13 protein-coding genes are annotated in these 16,208 nt (G+C 44.4%); 12 read left to right on the top strand and 1 reads right to left on the bottom strand.

Translation table 11 applies throughout. From position 1 onward, the window contains the following. Window positions 1-16: 16 nt before the first annotated feature. The 4 genes from purM to purD are packed head-to-tail and all read left to right on the top strand — an operon-like array spanning window position 17 to window position 4,446. Window positions 17-1,039, top strand: coding sequence for a phosphoribosylformylglycinamidine cyclo-ligase (gene purM / locus HUS26_RS12285; protein WP_173917429.1), 1,023 nt, complete (start codon window positions 17-19; stop codon window positions 1,037-1,039). Continuing rightward, entirely contained in the window at window positions 1,036-1,617 is a 582-nt protein-coding gene (gene purN, locus HUS26_RS12280; RefSeq protein ID WP_173917428.1) for a phosphoribosylglycinamide formyltransferase, read from the top strand. The genes purM and purN overlap by 4 nt, the downstream gene beginning before the upstream one ends. Beyond that, a complete protein-coding gene (gene purH, locus HUS26_RS12275; protein ID WP_173917427.1) occupies window positions 1,614-3,152 on the top strand; it encodes a bifunctional phosphoribosylaminoimidazolecarboxamide formyltransferase/IMP cyclohydrolase in 1,539 nt (512 codons plus the stop codon). Before purN ends, purH begins: the two co-directional genes overlap by 4 nt. A 16-nt stretch (window positions 3,153-3,168) precedes the next feature. Next, window positions 3,169-4,446, top strand: coding sequence for a phosphoribosylamine--glycine ligase (purD, locus tag HUS26_RS12270; RefSeq protein ID WP_173917426.1), 1,278 nt, complete (start codon window positions 3,169-3,171; stop codon window positions 4,444-4,446). On the opposite strand, the gene HUS26_RS20260 is transcribed toward purD, so the two are convergent. After that, window positions 4,411-4,515 carry an EYxxD motif small membrane protein gene (locus HUS26_RS20260; protein WP_371809584.1) on the bottom strand — a complete coding sequence of 35 codons (105 nt, stop codon included), beginning with the start codon at window positions 4,513-4,515 and terminating at the stop codon, window positions 4,411-4,413. The two genes, purD and HUS26_RS20260, sit on opposite strands and share 36 nt — an antisense overlap. Before the next feature lie 144 nt (window positions 4,516-4,659). Between HUS26_RS20260 and HUS26_RS12265 the strand changes: the two genes are divergently transcribed. The 8 genes from HUS26_RS12265 (at window position 4,660) to pruA (ending at window position 16,134) form a co-directional block, all read left to right on the top strand. After that, window positions 4,660-6,405 (top strand): adenine deaminase C-terminal domain-containing protein, encoded by a 1,746-nt coding sequence (locus tag HUS26_RS12265; protein WP_173917425.1) that lies wholly within the window; start codon window positions 4,660-4,662, stop codon window positions 6,403-6,405. Between the two features lie 49 nt (window positions 6,406-6,454). After that, window positions 6,455-7,450, top strand: a complete 996-nt coding sequence (locus HUS26_RS12260; protein ID WP_173917424.1) for a DUF3048 domain-containing protein — start codon at window positions 6,455-6,457, stop codon at window positions 7,448-7,450. 14 nt (window positions 7,451-7,464) lie between these two features. After that, entirely contained in the window at window positions 7,465-7,767 is a 303-nt protein-coding gene (locus tag HUS26_RS12255) for a YerC/YecD family TrpR-related protein (RefSeq protein ID WP_173917423.1), read from the top strand. Between the two features lie 269 nt (window positions 7,768-8,036). Beyond that, window positions 8,037-8,717: a heptaprenylglyceryl phosphate synthase gene (locus HUS26_RS12250; RefSeq protein WP_173917422.1), complete on the top strand. Its 681-nt coding sequence runs from the start codon at window positions 8,037-8,039 to the stop codon at window positions 8,715-8,717. Window positions 8,718-8,741: 24 nt separating this feature from the next. Next, window positions 8,742-10,967, top strand: coding sequence for a DNA helicase PcrA (gene pcrA, locus HUS26_RS12245; protein ID WP_173917421.1), 2,226 nt, complete (start codon window positions 8,742-8,744; stop codon window positions 10,965-10,967). Window positions 10,968-10,980: 13 nt separating this feature from the next. Next, window positions 10,981-12,984: an NAD-dependent DNA ligase LigA gene (ligA, locus tag HUS26_RS12240; protein WP_173917420.1), complete on the top strand. Its 2,004-nt coding sequence runs from the start codon at window positions 10,981-10,983 to the stop codon at window positions 12,982-12,984. 12 nt (window positions 12,985-12,996) lie between these two features. Next, window positions 12,997-14,145 carry a CamS family sex pheromone protein gene (locus HUS26_RS12235; RefSeq protein WP_173917419.1) on the top strand — a complete coding sequence of 383 codons (1,149 nt, stop codon included), beginning with the start codon at window positions 12,997-12,999 and terminating at the stop codon, window positions 14,143-14,145. A 438-nt stretch (window positions 14,146-14,583) separates the two neighbouring features. Next, window positions 14,584-16,134 carry an L-glutamate gamma-semialdehyde dehydrogenase gene (gene pruA, locus HUS26_RS12230; RefSeq protein ID WP_173917418.1) on the top strand — a complete coding sequence of 517 codons (1,551 nt, stop codon included), beginning with the start codon at window positions 14,584-14,586 and terminating at the stop codon, window positions 16,132-16,134. Window positions 16,135-16,208 lie beyond the last annotated feature (74 nt).

Genomic DNA, 16,208 nt, shown 5'->3' with positions numbered 1-16,208 from the left:
AGAGGAGGACTCACCTATGAGCCAATCTTATAAAAAAGCTGGAGTCGATGTAGAAGCCGGCTATCAGGCTGTCGACCTAATGAAAAAGCATGTAAAGCGAACGATGAGACCTGAAGTGATCGGAGGGTTAGGGTCATTTGCCGGCTTGTTTGATATCAGCTCGATGTCCTATAACCATCCGGTTCTTGTCACAGGGACAGATGGAGTAGGCACTAAGCTGAAGCTTGCATTTGAAATGAATAAACATGACACGATCGGCGTCGATGTCGTCGCTATGTGTGTGAATGATATTGCAGCTCAGGGAGCAGATCCTCTTCTTTTTCTAGATTATATTGCTTGCGGAAAGAATGAGCCGGAGAAAATTGAGCAAATCGTTAAAGGGATTGCCGATGGATGTGAGCAGTCTAATTGTGCGCTCGTCGGCGGTGAAACAGCGGAGATGCCGGGGATGTACAGCCCGGAGGAATACGACTTAGCCGGGTTTGTCGTCGGCATGGCTGACAAAGATCAACTGATCACAGGAGAATCTGTTCAACCGGGAGACGTTCTTATCGGCCTTCCGTCAAGCGGTGTTCATTCCAATGGTTTTTCTCTCGTACGAAAGATTCTTGAAGAGCAGGGTCTTAATCTATCTGACGCTTATCCCCCTTTTAATAAGCCTTTAGGTGAAGTTCTTTTAACACCGACAAAGATTTACGTTAAAGCTTTGCAATCCTTAAAGGAAAAAGTCCAAATCAAAGGGCTGGCTCACGTAACGGGCGGCGGATTTTATGAGAATATTCCTCGTGCACTTCCTAAAGGGTACGGTGTGAACTTAAAAGAAAACAGCTGGGAGGTTCCAGCCATCTTCAACTTCTTGCAGGAAAAAGGAGATCTTTCGATGACGGAGATGCTTGGAGTTTTTAACATGGGAATCGGAATGGTCGCTATAGTAGAAGAGCATGACGCAGACGCAGCTCTAGCTGCTTTAAAAGAACAGGGAGAAGAAGCTGTTCAATTCGGATATGTCACAGCACAAGAAGGAATTCAGTGGTCATGAGTAATAAAATAGCTGTTTTCGCTTCAGGGACAGGATCCAACTTTGACGCGATCATGGATGCTGTGGAAGCAGGAGAACTTGATGCAGATGTCAGCCTGCTCGTTTCTGATAAAATACAGGCAGGCGTAATCGAAAAAGCGCAGAAGCGGGATGTCGATACCGTCGTCTACAGCCCGAAATCATTTTCAGATAAAAAGGCGTATGAGTCCGCTTTGCTGGCTGACTGTCAGTCAAGAAATATAGAGTGGGTTATTCTGGCCGGATATATGAGATTAATCGGACCGACGCTGCTTGAGGCCTATCCTAATCGCATCATTAACATTCATCCTTCACTGCTGCCTGCTTTTCCAGGGAAAGACGCAATTGGCCAGGCGATGGATAAAAAGGTAAAAGTGACAGGGGTTACGATTCATTTCGTCGATGATGGCATGGATACAGGGCCGATTATTGCCCAGGAAGCGATATCCATTAAAGAAGGTGACACGAAGGAAGAGGTTCAAAAGAAAATACAAGCTGTCGAACACCAGCTTTATCCTCATGTCATTCAATCATTACTCACCAAGGAGGAAGCCAAATGACAACTAAAAAACGTGCACTGCTCAGCGTATCAAATAAAGAAGGGCTTACAGATTTTGCGAAAGGCCTTGTCGAGCTAGGATATGAATTAATCTCTACGGGAGGAACAAAGCGTGCGATTGAAGAAGCGGGACTTCCTGTGCTTTCCATTTCAGAAGTAACTAATTTTCCTGAAATTATGGATGGACGTGTGAAAACCTTGCATCCTTCTGTTCATGGCGGCCTTCTGGCGAAAAGAAGCAATGAAGATCACATGCGCCAGCTTGAGGAACTTGAAATTGAGACGATTGATCTTGTAGCCGTTAACCTTTATCCGTTTAAAGAAACGATTGCTAAGCCTAATGTAACGGATGCTGATGCCATTGAAAATATCGATATCGGCGGTCCAACTATGCTCCGTTCAGCTGCGAAAAGCTTTGAAGATGTCGTGGTGGTTGTTGATCCTAAAGACTACAAAGGCGTAGTTGACAGTCTTAAAACAGGAGAGCTGTCCTTTGAAGCCCGCAGAAAGCTGGCTGCCAAGGTTTTCCGTCATACAGCGAACTATGATGCTATGATTGCCGGTTATTTTGCCGATTTGACAGAAGAAGCGTATCCGGAAACCTACACGGTTACATACGAGAAGGTTCAGTCGCTTCGCTATGGAGAAAATCCTCACCAGACCGCTGCTTTTTATAAAAAAGCGAATCATCAGGGAGCTTCACTTGCTCACGCTGAGCAGCTTAATGGAAAAGAGCTTTCCTATAACAATATTCAGGATGCCAACGCTGCGCTTGACGTCGTTTTAGAATTTACAGAACCAGCAGCGGTAGCTGTTAAGCATATGAATCCGTGTGGTGTCGGTACTGGAGAGACGTTGTTTGAAGCTTACGGTAAAGCATACGCAGGCGACCCTGTGTCCATTTTTGGAGGCATTGTTGCCCTTAACCGTGAAGTAGACGAGGAGACAGCGGCCAAACTTAAAGAAATCTTCCTTGAAATTATTATTGCCCCTTCTTTTAGCGAGGGAGCGTTAGAGATCCTGACGAAGAAAAAGAATCTTCGCCTGTTAACGGTAGAAATGAACAAGCCGGAAACTCAGACGCATAAGTTAACTTCAGTAAGCGGCGGTCTGCTCGTTCAGGATACTGATGAAGGATCTCTTGAAGATGTCGAACTTGAAATAGCAACGGAACGCCAGCCTACAGAGCAGGAACTGAAAGATCTTGAACTTGGCTGGAAAGTTGTAAAACATGTAAAATCCAATGCAATTGTTGTGGCGAAAGGAGATCAGACGCTTGGTGTTGGAGCCGGCCAGATGAATAGAGTCGGAGCGGCCAAAATTGCTTTCGAACAAGCGGGTGAACAGGCGAAAGGCGCGATCATGGCGTCAGATGCATTTTTCCCAATGCCGGATACAGTAGAAGCTGCTGCGGAAGCTGGAATTACGGCGATCATTCAGCCGGGTGGATCGAAGCGCGACCAGGATTCCATTGATGCTTGTAACAAACATGGCATTGCAATGGTCTTTACGAAAATGCGCCACTTTAAACACTAGTAGAGGAGCTGACGAAATGAAGGTATTAATCATTGGCCGTGGAGGCCGTGAACACAGCTTAGTCCAGAAATTTGCAGAAAGCCCTCAAGTTACACAAGTATATGCGGCTCCGGGAAATGCCGGCATGCAGGAACAGGCAGAATGCCTGCCTTTTTCAGAAACTGACCACGAGAAGCTCGTAGGCTTCGCTAAAGATCAGCAGGTCGACCTCACATTTGTAGGGCCTGAAAACCCTTTGCTCGATGGAGTCGTCGACAGCTTTCAGGAAGCCGGGTTACAAGTATTCGGTCCGACGAAGGCTGCTGCGCTTATTGAAGGCAGTAAGCATTTTGCCAAACAGCTGATGCAGAAATATGAAATACCTACGGCACAATATGCTGCATTTACAGATGCAGATCAGGCTAAAGAGTATATTCAGAAGCAAGGTGCTCCTATCGTTGTTAAAGCAGACGGATTAGCTGCAGGAAAAGGTGTAGTAGTAGCAGAAACGGTGAAACAAGCGCTTAAGGCCGTGGATGATATGCTTTTAAATCAGCAGTTTGGTGAAGCGAGCGAAGAAATTGTTATTGAAGAGTTTTTAGAAGGAGAAGAGTTTTCACTCATGGCATTTGTTCATGGAGAGAACGTCTATCCGATGGTTACAGCACGAGATCATAAACGCGCCTATGAGAACGACGAAGGCCCTAATACGGGCGGAATGGGTGCTTATGCTCCTTCACGAGTGGTCACTGAAGAAACCTATCAATACGCGATTGAAAATATTTTAAACCCGACAGCGCGTGCACTCCTTAAAGAAGATCGTTTTTTCTCAGGTATTTTATACGCAGGGCTTATCCAGACAACGGAAGGTCCAAAAGTAATAGAATACAACGCCCGCTTTGGCGATCCGGAAACGCAGGTAGTCCTGCCGCTTCTTGAGAACGATCTTTTTCAAGTGATTACAGATGTTCTTGAAAACAAAGATCCTCATCTTCGCTGGGCAGATGAAGCGTGTGCAGGAGTGGTTGTTGCTTCTGCCGGTTATCCAGGCTCTTATGAAAAAGGCGTACAGCTCCCGAAATGGACTCCTTCAGAGGAAGTATTTACGATTCACGCCGGTACGAAGAGTAACGGAGAGCATTACTTATCAGACGGTGGACGTGTTCTTTTATTTGGAGCAAAGGGAGAAACGCTGGCCTCTTCGTTGGAAAAGGTTTATCAGGCATTAAAGGTCTTCGAACCCCAGGATAAGTTCTTTTACCGGACGGATATTGGACGATCAGTCTCGGTTTCGCCTGATCAAAACGTAGAGTAAGGCAGCGATTGTACCAATGATGACTGAGATGACAAAACCTACGTCAGTTAAGTATTCCAGGAAATTCATTTAATAACATCCTTTACTTTATAAGGCGGGCTATCCCGCCTTTTTTATTTTTTTCAATACATATGTGCTCGAAGCGTTTGCTTTTCTTAGCGAACGCTTTCGTGGTGTGTTACGATATAAAAAATGACTCAGGGGGTGAGCTCCATGAATGAACAACGCTTCCGCTGGCGAAATCGGCAGCTTAGAGAACATACAGCTGTAGTAGACGGAAAGCTGGCACCTACAAAACTCATTAAAAATACAACCTATCTAAATGTCTATCTTAAACAATGGCTCAAGGGCCATATTTGGATCTATGAAGACAGAATCATATATACAGGGAAAGAGCTCCCGGCAATGACGGAAGGGACAGAGGTGATTGAGGCTGAGGGCAGCTTTGTTGTCCCGGGCTACGTTGAGCCGCATGCTCACCCATTTCAGTTATATAATCCCCGTAGTCTGGCTGATTATGCAGTGCAGACAGGAACGACAACACTGATTAATGACAATTTAATGTGGCTGTTCTTAATAGATCAAAAGCAGGCCTTTTCACTGCTGGAGGAATTTATGAACTTATCGGCTTCTGTTTTCTGGTGGGCAAGGTTTGATTCTCAGTCAGCACTGCAGGAAGATGAGCAGCTTGAGTTTGATGAACAGATTCTTCCGTGGATTCAGCACGATGCCGTGATTCAGGGCGGAGAGTTAACAGCCTGGCCTCACGTGCTTTATGGCGGAGATGATCAAACGCTTCACCGCATGCAAGAGACGAAACGGTCCCGCAAGCCGCTTGAAGGTCATCTTCCTGGGGCATCCTGGAAGACACTTGTAAAAATGCGTCTGCTCGGTATTGATTCTGAACACGAATCTATGACCGCCGATGAAGTCATCGCACGGGTGACTTACGGCTATCAGACCGGACTGCGCTATTCCTCAATCAGACCGGACCTTCCGGAAATATTGGAAGGCTTGATGGAGAAAAACATAAAAAACTTTGATCATATGATGTTTACAACTGACGGCTCGACGCCTAACTTTTACAGGGAAGGAATTATTAATCCTTGTATTCAAATCGCGATTGAAAAAGGGATCGATCCTATTGACGCGTATATGATGGGGTCTTATCAGCCGGCCCGCCATTTTGGCATTGAGGACCGTGTGGGGAGCCTGGCTCCGGGAAGAGTCGCTCACTTAAATTTCCTGGATAACCCAAACAATCCTCACCCTCATTCTGTCCTGGCAAAAGGAGAGTGGGTGAAAAAGGATAATCAGCTCGTTAAAGACCAATCGGAGATTAATTGGAAGAAAAACGGAGTCGGACCACTTGATCTTTCCTGGGAGCTGACAGAAGATGATTTGCAGTTTTCCATGCCTGTTGGAATGGAAATGGTAAATGACGTTATTATGAAGCCATATCCTGTAGATATTGAGGCTTCTGTTGAGCGATTGTCCCATGACCATAATGAAGCGTTTCTAACCCTTATTGACCGTGATGGAAAGTGGAAAGTCAACACAATATTGAAAGGGTTTACAAACTCATTGGGCGGTTTAATCAGTTCCTATTCTAATACAGGCGATATTATTATTTTAGGGAAATCACGTAAAGACATGAAAATGGCTTTTGACCGCATGAAAGAGATTGGCGGCGGCCTTGTGCTCGTAGATGAAGGGAAGGTAATCTTTGAGCTTCCGCTGTCATTAAGCGGAATGATGGCTGATCTGCCAATGACGGACTTGATGAAGGAAGAAGTGAAGCTGCGAAACTGCCTGAAGACTTATGGGTACAAGTTCGGTGATCCGGTGTACACCCTGTTATTCCTATCTTCTGTCCACCTTCCATTTGTCCGCATTACGCCGCAGGGCTTAATGGACGTGAAAAAGAATGAGGTTCTATACCCCGCCATTATGAGGTAAAATAAAAGTTAGAAGAGAAAGATATCATATGGATGAGGGGTATAAGAGAATGAAAAAATCAGGGATCCTTTTTCTTAGTATCCTGATTGTGCTTCTTACTGCCTGCAATAAACAAGGGGAAAGTAAGACCGATGACGGCCGAGAGGAAGTCAGCGGCTCCGAATACGTTTACCCTCTAACAGGGGAAAGCAGTAAAGAGCCGGTGGACCAACGTGTAATTGCTGTTATGGTAAACAACCATACAAACGCAAGGCCGCAATCAGGATTGAGCCAGGCGGATGTCGTTTATGAAGTGCTGGCTGAAGGTCAAATTACAAGGTTTTTAGCCTTATTCCAAAGCAGCCTGCCGGAAACGATCGGCCCTGTTAGAAGTGCACGTCCTTATTATATGGATATCGCAAAAGGTTTCGATGCGCTTTATACTTATCATGGAGCAGCTGGCTTTATTAATCAGCAAGTAAGGGAAAGCGGCATTGACTATGTGGATGGAGCGAAATATGATAATGATGGGATGCTTTTTAAGAGAACGACTGACCGTAAAGCCCCTCATAATTCTTATCTACTCGTAAATGGGATAGACCCGCTCATTCAAAGTAAAGGTTATCAAATGGAAAAAAACATCGAACCACTGCCGTTTAGTGAAGAAACTGACATCAAGGGGAAAGCTGCAGAGAAGGTGACCATCACTTATGGTAAGAACGAGATTGTGCAGTATGAATTCGATTCTGATCGCAAGCAGTACCTTCGTTTTAGCGATGGAGAGCCTAGTATTGATCAGGAAACCAATCAACAAATTTCCCTTGATAACGTATTGATTGTTCACGCTTCTCATGACGTAATAGATGAAGAAGGCCGGCGCGATATCGACCTTTCCTCAGGAGGGGAAGGATATTTGTTGCAAAATGGACGGCAATTTGATGTAGAATGGAAGAATACAAAGGGTCGAATTCTACCATATAGAGATGGCAAACCTGTCTCTTTTTCGAAAGGACAGACATGGGTGAATATCATACCTGATGATCCTGGCATAGTAACGACAGAGTAATGGGAGGGAAATTAGTGCAGATTGATAAATTACGAGGCAAGACCCTCGACCAATTGTTCGAAGCAATTCTATCACTAGAGAATGTAGAAGAGTGCTATGAATTTTTTGATGACCTGGCAACGATGAATGAAGTTCAGTCGTTAGCCCAGCGGTTAGAAGTAGCTCGAATGCTGAGAGAAGGCTATACCTATCACAAAATTGAAACAGAAACAGGGGCCTCCACAGCAACGATTTCTCGAGTGAAACGCTGCTTAAACTACGGAAATGATGCGTATACTCTGGCACTCGACCGTGTGCAGGAGAAGAGAACGAAATAATAGAGCTGGCCAAAAGCTCTTCTTTAAAAAATCTTCGGTGGAATTTACCGAGGGTTTTTTTATGCTTTTTTTCTTGGCTGTTTCGTAAACGGAACTAAACACTTTGAACATCTTTCATTAAGCAGCACTTAGTCTTTTTCTAAATGGATGTTCTTTTCGTAGTCTCAAGATAGACTTTCTTTCGTAAAATCTTCTCGATCAATTCATGTGGGAATCGAAAATTTGCTATAATATATGAATGGACAAAAGGACCTTGGAGGAATAAACACTTGTTACAAGTAAAGGATTGGCAGCATGTTTTTAAATTAGACCCTAACAAGCCGCTGGATGAAGCATCCCTAATGAAACTTTGTGATTCAGGAACAGATGCCCTTATGATCGGAGGTACAGACGGAGTAACCTTTGAAAAAGTATTCGATCTCTGGGATCGAGTGCAGCATTATGATATAACCTGTGTTTTAGAGCTTTCTAACCTGGAAGCGATAATGCCGGGATTTGATGGTTATTTAATTCCAACCGTATTAAACAGTAAAGATAAACAGTTTGTGGTCGGCCTTCATCATGAAGCGGTCAAGGAATATGGAGATCTCATTCAATGGGACGATGTCTTGGTGGAAGGCTACTGTGTAATGAATGAACAAGCGAAGGTTTATCAGGAAACTAACTGTCAGCTGCCGGCTGTCAAAGATGTGGTGGCGTATGCTAAGATAGCGGAGCACATGTTTCACCTGCCGATTTTTTACTTAGAATACAGCGGAACATGGGGCGATCCAAAGCTTGTAGAAGAAGTCAGCAGAGAACTTGATAAGACACTTCTCTTCTATGGCGGAGGGATTGAGTCGGAAGAGCAGGCAAGAACGATGAAGCAGTATGCTGATGTAATTGTCGTCGGCAATATTATATATGAAGATATTCAGGCAGCGTTACGAACGGTAAAAGCCTGTAAATAATTTTTGAAAAAGGAAGGTGTCCTTATGACTCAAGCGATGCATCCGTTAGTCAAAGGATTGAATGAACAGCAGCGAAATGCGGTGACCCATACGGAAGGACCGCTTTTAATCATGGCAGGAGCAGGAAGTGGAAAGACGAGAGTGCTTACACACCGAATTGCCTACCTGCTTGAAGAGAAAGAAATCTCACCAAGAAATGTTTTAGCGATAACTTTTACCAATAAAGCTGCACGCGAAATGAAAGAGCGAGTCGAAAAACTCGTAGGTTCAGAAGCGGAAAAAATCTGGATGTCTACGTTCCACTCGATGTGTGTACGAATTTTGCGCCGAGATATTGATCGTATCGGATATGACCGCAAATTTTCTATATTGGATTCCAGCGACCAGCTTTCCGTGATTAAACAGGTGTTAAAAGAATTGAATCTTGATCCTAAAAAGTGGGATCCACGTGCGATGCTTGGAGCGATCAGCAACGCGAAGAATGAACTAATTACCCCAGAGGAATACGTGAAGGATGCAGCGTCCATTCATGAAGAGCAGATTGCTCAAGTGTATAAGTTTTATCAGAAGAAATTACGGAAAAACCAGTCGCTTGATTTCGATGACTTGATCATGCAGACATTGACTCTATTTGAGCGCCTGCCGGAAGTGCTTGAATACTACCAGCGCCGTTTTCAATACATTCATGTGGATGAGTATCAGGATACGAACCACGCACAGTATCAGCTCGTTAAACATTTAGCTAGCCGATATCAGAACCTGTGTGTAGTCGGTGATTCCGATCAGTCGATCTATCGCTGGCGCGGAGCGGATATTACGAATATTCTTTCTTTTGAAAAGGACTATCCGGCCGCACGCACGATCCTGCTTGAACAGAACTACCGATCCACAGAGCTGATTTTAAATGCAGCCAACCAGGTGATAAAAAACAACTCTGGACGTAAGGCGAAAAATCTATGGACCGACAACAACGGCGGACAGAAGATCCAATATAAAGAAGCAGGAACAGAGCGTGAAGAAGCTCTTTATATTACCGATCAAATTGAATATTTAACGAGAACCGGGCAGTTTAACTATAAAGACATCTCCATTCTTTACCGCACAAATGCCCAGTCGCGTTCAATTGAGGAAACTTTTGTGAAGGCCGGGATCCCTTATCAAATGGTGGGCGGAACAAAGTTCTATGATCGTAAAGAAATTAAAGACCTGCTTGCCTACCTTCGTTTAATCGCCAACCCCAATGATGATTTAAGCTATCAGCGGGTCGTCAATGAGCCGAAACGCGGTGTAGGAAAAACAAGCCTGGAGAAACTACAGGTATACGCGGCGGATCATGATATCTCTTTATATGAAGCTTCAGCTGAAATTGATTTTGTCGGTGTCAGTGCTAAAGCAGCGAAATCGATTATGAGTTTTTATACAATGATTAAAAACTGGACACAGCAGCAGGAATTCTTATCAGCAACAGACATGGTCGAACAGGTCATTGAAGTTACGGGTTATGAGGAAATGCTGAAAAACGAAAAAACATTAGAAGCCCAAAGTCGGATAGAAAACATCGAAGAATTCAAAACCGTTACGAAGAACTTTGAAGAAAGCGCGGAAGACAAAACTCTTGTCGCCTTTTTAACCGACCTTGCCCTTATCGCAGACATTGACACGATGAATGATGATCCTTCAAGTGATGATACAGTTACGTTAATGACGCTTCACTCTGCAAAAGGGCTTGAGTTCCCTGTCGTGTTCCTTATTGGCATGGAAGAAAACGTCTTCCCACACAGCCGCTCACTTATGGACGATGATGAGATGGAAGAAGAACGCCGCTTATGCTATGTAGGGATCACACGGGCAGAAAAGCAATTGTATTTAACGCATGCAAAAATGCGTACATTGTTTGGCCGTACGAACATGAACCCTGTCAGCCGGTTTATCGGTGAGATTCCTCAAGATCTGCTTGAAGGAAAAGAGGAGAAAGAAACTCTTCCATTCTTCAATCAAATGAAGGAGAAGAGCTCTGCCCAGGCGGCCCCTTCTAAGAAGAGATTGCCTAAGCGTGTAGAGAAACAAACATCCGGTGGAGAGAAGATCTCCTGGCAGCCAGGCGATAAAGCCAGCCACAAAAAATGGGGAGAAGGAACAGTCGTTAAAGTGCAAGGTGAAGGGGAAGCTATGGAACTTGATATCGCGTTCCCGGCTCCTACCGGCATTAAACGACTATTGGCGAAGTTCGCCCCTATAACGAAAGCGTAAGGAAGTGTTGGATATGAACCAAACCGAAGCCCAGCAGCAGCTAGAAACATTACGAAAACAACTCCATCGCTATAACTACGAATACCACACGCTCGATAAGCCGAGTGTTTCTGATTATGAATATGATAAAAAGATGCGTGATCTGCTTGATATCGAAGCGGAGTTCCCCGAACTGATTACACCGGACTCGCCTTCTCAGCGGGTAGGTGCCGAACCGCTGAGTGCTTTTCAGAAAGTACGTCACAACGTACCGATGCTCAGTCTTGGGAACTCATTTGATGAGCAGGAATTAAGAGATTTCGACCGCCGCGCCCGTCAAGGGACGGAAGAAGAAGTCAAGTATGTCTGTGAGCTGAAAATTGATGGTCTGGCGGTTTCCCTTACTTATGAAGATGGGGTGCTCGTGCGGGGAGCTACCCGTGGAGATGGAACAACAGGTGAGGACATCACGGTCAATTTACGTACGATCCGGAGCATTCCTCTTCGTCTTGATTCCCCGGAAACGCTTGAAGTCCGTGGTGAAGCCTTTATGCCGAAAAAATCATTTTTAAGCATGAATGAAACACGGGAAGAAAAAGGGGAGGTTCCTTTTGCCAATCCGAGAAACGCAGCGGCCGGCTCTTTAAGGCAGCTTGATCCTAGGATTGCTGCTAAGCGTAACCTGGACATTTTTCTATATGGTGTAGGTGAATGGCAGGGTGAGTCTTCCAAGTCACACAGTGAGCGTTTAGAACGCATGAAGGAGCTTGGCCTAAAAACTAATCCCGAATGGAAAAAGTGCGAGACGATTGATGAGGTCATCGAGTATGTGAACAGCTGGGTGGAGCGCCGCCCGGATCTTGATTACGAAATTGACGGGATTGTTATTAAAGTGGACAGGCTCGACCAGCAGCAGGCTTTAGGATTTACCGCGAAAAGTCCAAGATGGGCGACAGCTTATAAATTTCCGGCAGAAGAGGCGGTAACGAAGCTTAAGGATATTGAACTTAGTGTCGGCCGCACAGGGGTGGTCACGCCTACGGCTATCTTAGAACCCGTTCAGGTAGCAGGTACGACGGTGCAGCGCGCTTCTCTGCATAATGAGGACTTAATCCGCGAGAAAGACATTCGTATCGGTGATACAGTTATCATTAAAAAAGCGGGTGATATTATTCCGGAAGTCGTCCGTGTGCTTGACGACAAGAGAAGTGGAGAAGAAGAGCCGTTCTCCATGCCTGAATATTGCCCGGAATGTGAGAGCAAGCTTGTGCGGTTGGAAGAGGAAGTAGCGCTTCGCTGTATCAATCCAAATTGTAAAGCTCAGCTGCGCGAAGGATTAATTCACTTTGTATCAAGAAATGCCATGGATATTGAAGGGCTTGGAGAAAAAGTGATTGCCCAGCTTTTCCAGGAAGAGCTGATTCACAATATTTCCGATCTTTATAAGCTGAATCGTGAAGAACTTCTTCAATTAGATCGTATGGGTGAAAAATCAGTCGATAACCTGTTAAAGGCGATTGAAGCGTCTAAAGAAAATTCGCTTGAAAAACTTCTTTTCGGCTTAGGAATACGCTACGTTGGAACAAAAGCTGCCAGCACGTTAGCCCAGGAGTTTGGAACAATCGATTCCCTTATGGAAGCAGACGTGGAGCGGCTGGTGCAGGTTCCTGAAATCGGGGAGAAAATGGCCGACTCTATTGCACGGTATTTCGATAAACCGCAAGTGACGGAATTAATTGAGGCTCTTAAACAGTCCGGTATCAACATGGAATACAAAGGTACAAAATTAAATGAAGGACCTGAAGACTCTCCGTTTAAAGGCAAAACGGTTGTATTAACAGGCAAAATGGAGAACTTCACGCGTTCAGAAGCCAAAAACATTGTGCAGGAGCTTGGCGGTAAGGTGACGGGCAGTGTCAGCAAGAATACAGACCTTCTTATTGCAGGGGAAGATGCCGGCTCGAAATATTCAAAAGCTGAACAGCTGGGTGTAGAAATTTGGAACGAAGAAGAATTTGCGAATGCTTTAGATAATTAGGGAGTGGAATACATGAGGAAGCTGCACGCACTATTGCTAGCTGTTATCCTATTGGTCAGCGCGTGTACCCCGGTTTATGATAATACTGATGAAGTTGTGCGGGAAACAACAGAAGAAAACAGTGAGGAAACAGCGATCATCCCTAACTACGATTTAGAAGATGATAACTATCGAATGATTTTAACAGATGGAAGTAAAAGAATATCAGCGGCGCGCGGAGTGACGACGAACCAGATGGGGAATCGTTTGGACATTGCCGAGTTTGAGCGCGGGATGATGCGTCACTCTAAAGGGTATTACGATCCGGAAGAATACTATTTTCAGCCGGGGCAGTTTTTAGATGATGATACAATCTTAAGCTGGCTGTCTCGTTATGATAAAGATAGCAACCCTGAAGGACTTAATCCTAAATTAAACGAGGAAAATGCTTCAGAAGAGGACTTTCGGGAAACCCCAAGGTATATCTCTAATATTGTGGAACAGGATTACCTTATCCGGTCAGAAGATGACGTCGTAGAGCTTTCCGGACTGACGATTGGAATATCCATGAGGTCTGTCTATAATTTCACTGCTGAAGGCCGTGATTATTCACAGAACATACCTACGAGTGAATCCGTTGAAAAAGGTCAGGAATATGCAGGTAAAATCCTTGAAAGAATTAGAGAAATGGAAGAGCTTCAGGACATTCCTGTCGTGTTTGCGATTTATGAAGAAGAAAAAAGCAACTCTGAATCTCCGGGGAATTTCTTAATGAAGGGACATGCCCGCGGTTCTGATAATTCTATTAGAAACTGGGAAGAAATCAATGAAGACTATGTGCTGTTCCCTTCTAAGGAAGCAGAAGAAAATTATTTCGACGATGCCGAGAAGTTTTCAGATTTCAGGTCAGCTGTTTCTGACTATTTCCCTAATTTTGTAGGCATGATAGCCAATGGATTTTACGTTGATGAAGAACTGAGCGAAGTGCAAATTGATATTCCGATTCAGTTTGATTCTCAGACAGAAGTGATTGGCTTTACTCAATATGTGTACAGTCTGGTGATGGAAATGTTTGAGGACCACTATTCGGTACAGGTCCGTATTAACAGTATGGATAAACAGGAAAGCCTCATCGTGAAAAAGCGCGGAGAGGAAGAGCCGTTTGTTCACATTTACGACTGATAAAAAGCTTGCAGAGAGCCATTAGGGTTCTTTGTAAGCTTTTTTTAATTCTATTATAGGGCTCGTTTTGCTAGTTCCGTTGATTAGAATGGAGGAAGAGGACGGGGGAAACGGTTCGCTTTCCATGGTGGACGCCGAGCTTCTTCGGGCATTTGCCCTTCGGGACTCGCCATGTCCGGTTAACCATAGGAGTCTTACCGTTTCCCCTCGCCCTTAAGGTAAGAAGAGTTATGGAACGTGATGACCCTTTATCAACGTTCTGCCAAATGAGAAAAGAGCTCCAATCTGAGTATAAACTTTTCTAAAAGTTTTATGGATAATTATTGAAAGAATTTGAACAATAAATAGAGTTACGGTAGAATATTTTGTGGAAGCGCTTACTGTATTAATTTTCAAAAAGTAAAAGCATCCCAATCAATATTTAGGAGGCGGTTGATCATGGTAGTACCATATAAACATGAACCATTTACTGATTTTTCACAAAGTGAAAATCGTCTGGCACTAGAGGAAGCTATAAAAGGAGTAGAAGCTGATCTAGGGAAAGACTATCCATTGATAATTGGCGGCGAACGGATCATGACAGATGAAAAGATTAAAGTCGTGAATCCTGCCAATAAGAAAGAAGTCATTGGTTATGTTTCAAAAGCGAATCAGGATTTAGCTGAAAGAGCTCATCAAGTCGCAGATGAAACCTTTAAATGGTGGCGTAAGACGAAGGCACAATTCCGTGCGGATATTTTATTCCGTGCTGCCGCTATCATTCGCCGCCGTAAGCATGAATTTACAGCGCATCTAGTAAAAGAAGGCGGTAAACCATGGAAAGAAGCTGATGCAGATACAGCTGAAGCTATCGACTTTTTGGAATACTACGGCCGTCAAATGATTGAAATCGATAAAGGGGTGGAAATCAACTCCCGCCCGATTGAAAATAACCGTTTTCACTATATCCCATTAGGTGTCGGTGTAGTCATTTCTCCGTGGAACTTCCTGTTTGCCATCATGTGCGGAACAACTGTTGCTTCAATGGTGTCTGGAAACACGGTACTGCTAAAACCGGCAAGTGCTACTCCTATCATTGCCTATAAAATGATGGAAGTTCTTGAAGAAGCAGGAATGCCAGGAGGAGTTATCAATTATATTCCAGGCAGCGGAAAAGAAGTCGGGGATTATCTAGTCGATCACCCGCGTACAAGATTCATCAGCTTTACCGGCTCACGTGAAGTAGGTACACGTATTTTCGAGCGTGCAGCAAAAGTTCATCCAGGACAAAAATGGTTAAAGCGCACCATTATTGAAATGGGCGGGAAAGATACAATTGTCGTTGATAAAGATTCTGATTTAGAATTAGCAGCAGATGCGATAACTTATTCAGCTTTTGGATTCTCTGGACAAAAATGTTCGGCTTGTTCCCGAGTTGTGGCCCACGAGGACATTTATGACGAACTGCTGGACAGGGTCGCAGCGAAAACGAGGGAATCCGTTTCATACGGCGATCCGAAAGCTCACGATACTTATATGGGACCAGTGATTGATCAGGGAGCCTATGACAAGATACTCGAATATATCGAGATTGGTAAGAAAGAAGGCAAGCTCGTCACAGGCGGAAAAGGTAACGACAGCAAAGGCTGGTTTGTAGAACCGACGATTTTCGCAGACCTTGACCCTGAAGCTCGTCTCATGCAGGAAGAAATTTTCGGCCCGGTAGTAGGTTTCACGAAAGCGAAGAGTTTTGACGAAGCGATTGAAATTGCGAATAACACTGAATACGGTTTAACCGGTGCCGTTATTACAAATAATCGCCAAAATCAGGAAAAAGCACGTGACGACTTCCATGTAGGAAACCTTTACTTCAACCGTGGGTGTACAGCAGCTATCGTAGGCTACCATCCATTTGGCGGATTCAACATGTCTGGTACCGACTCTAAAGCAGGAGGACCTGATTACCTGATCCACCACATGCAAGGTAAGACAACATCCGAAATGCTTTAATACGTTTAAAAGTCTCTTTTTGTACATCAAAAAGAGACTTTTTTTATGAGTTATTGTAACATGGTAATACCAAG

It is taken from the genome of Halobacillus sp. Marseille-Q1614, assembly GCF_902809865.1.
Lineage (GTDB): Bacteria > Bacillota > Bacilli > Bacillales > Halobacillaceae > Halobacillus_A.
Note: the sequence above shows the minus strand (reverse complement) of the source record. Positions and strands in the feature narration are given on the sequence as shown.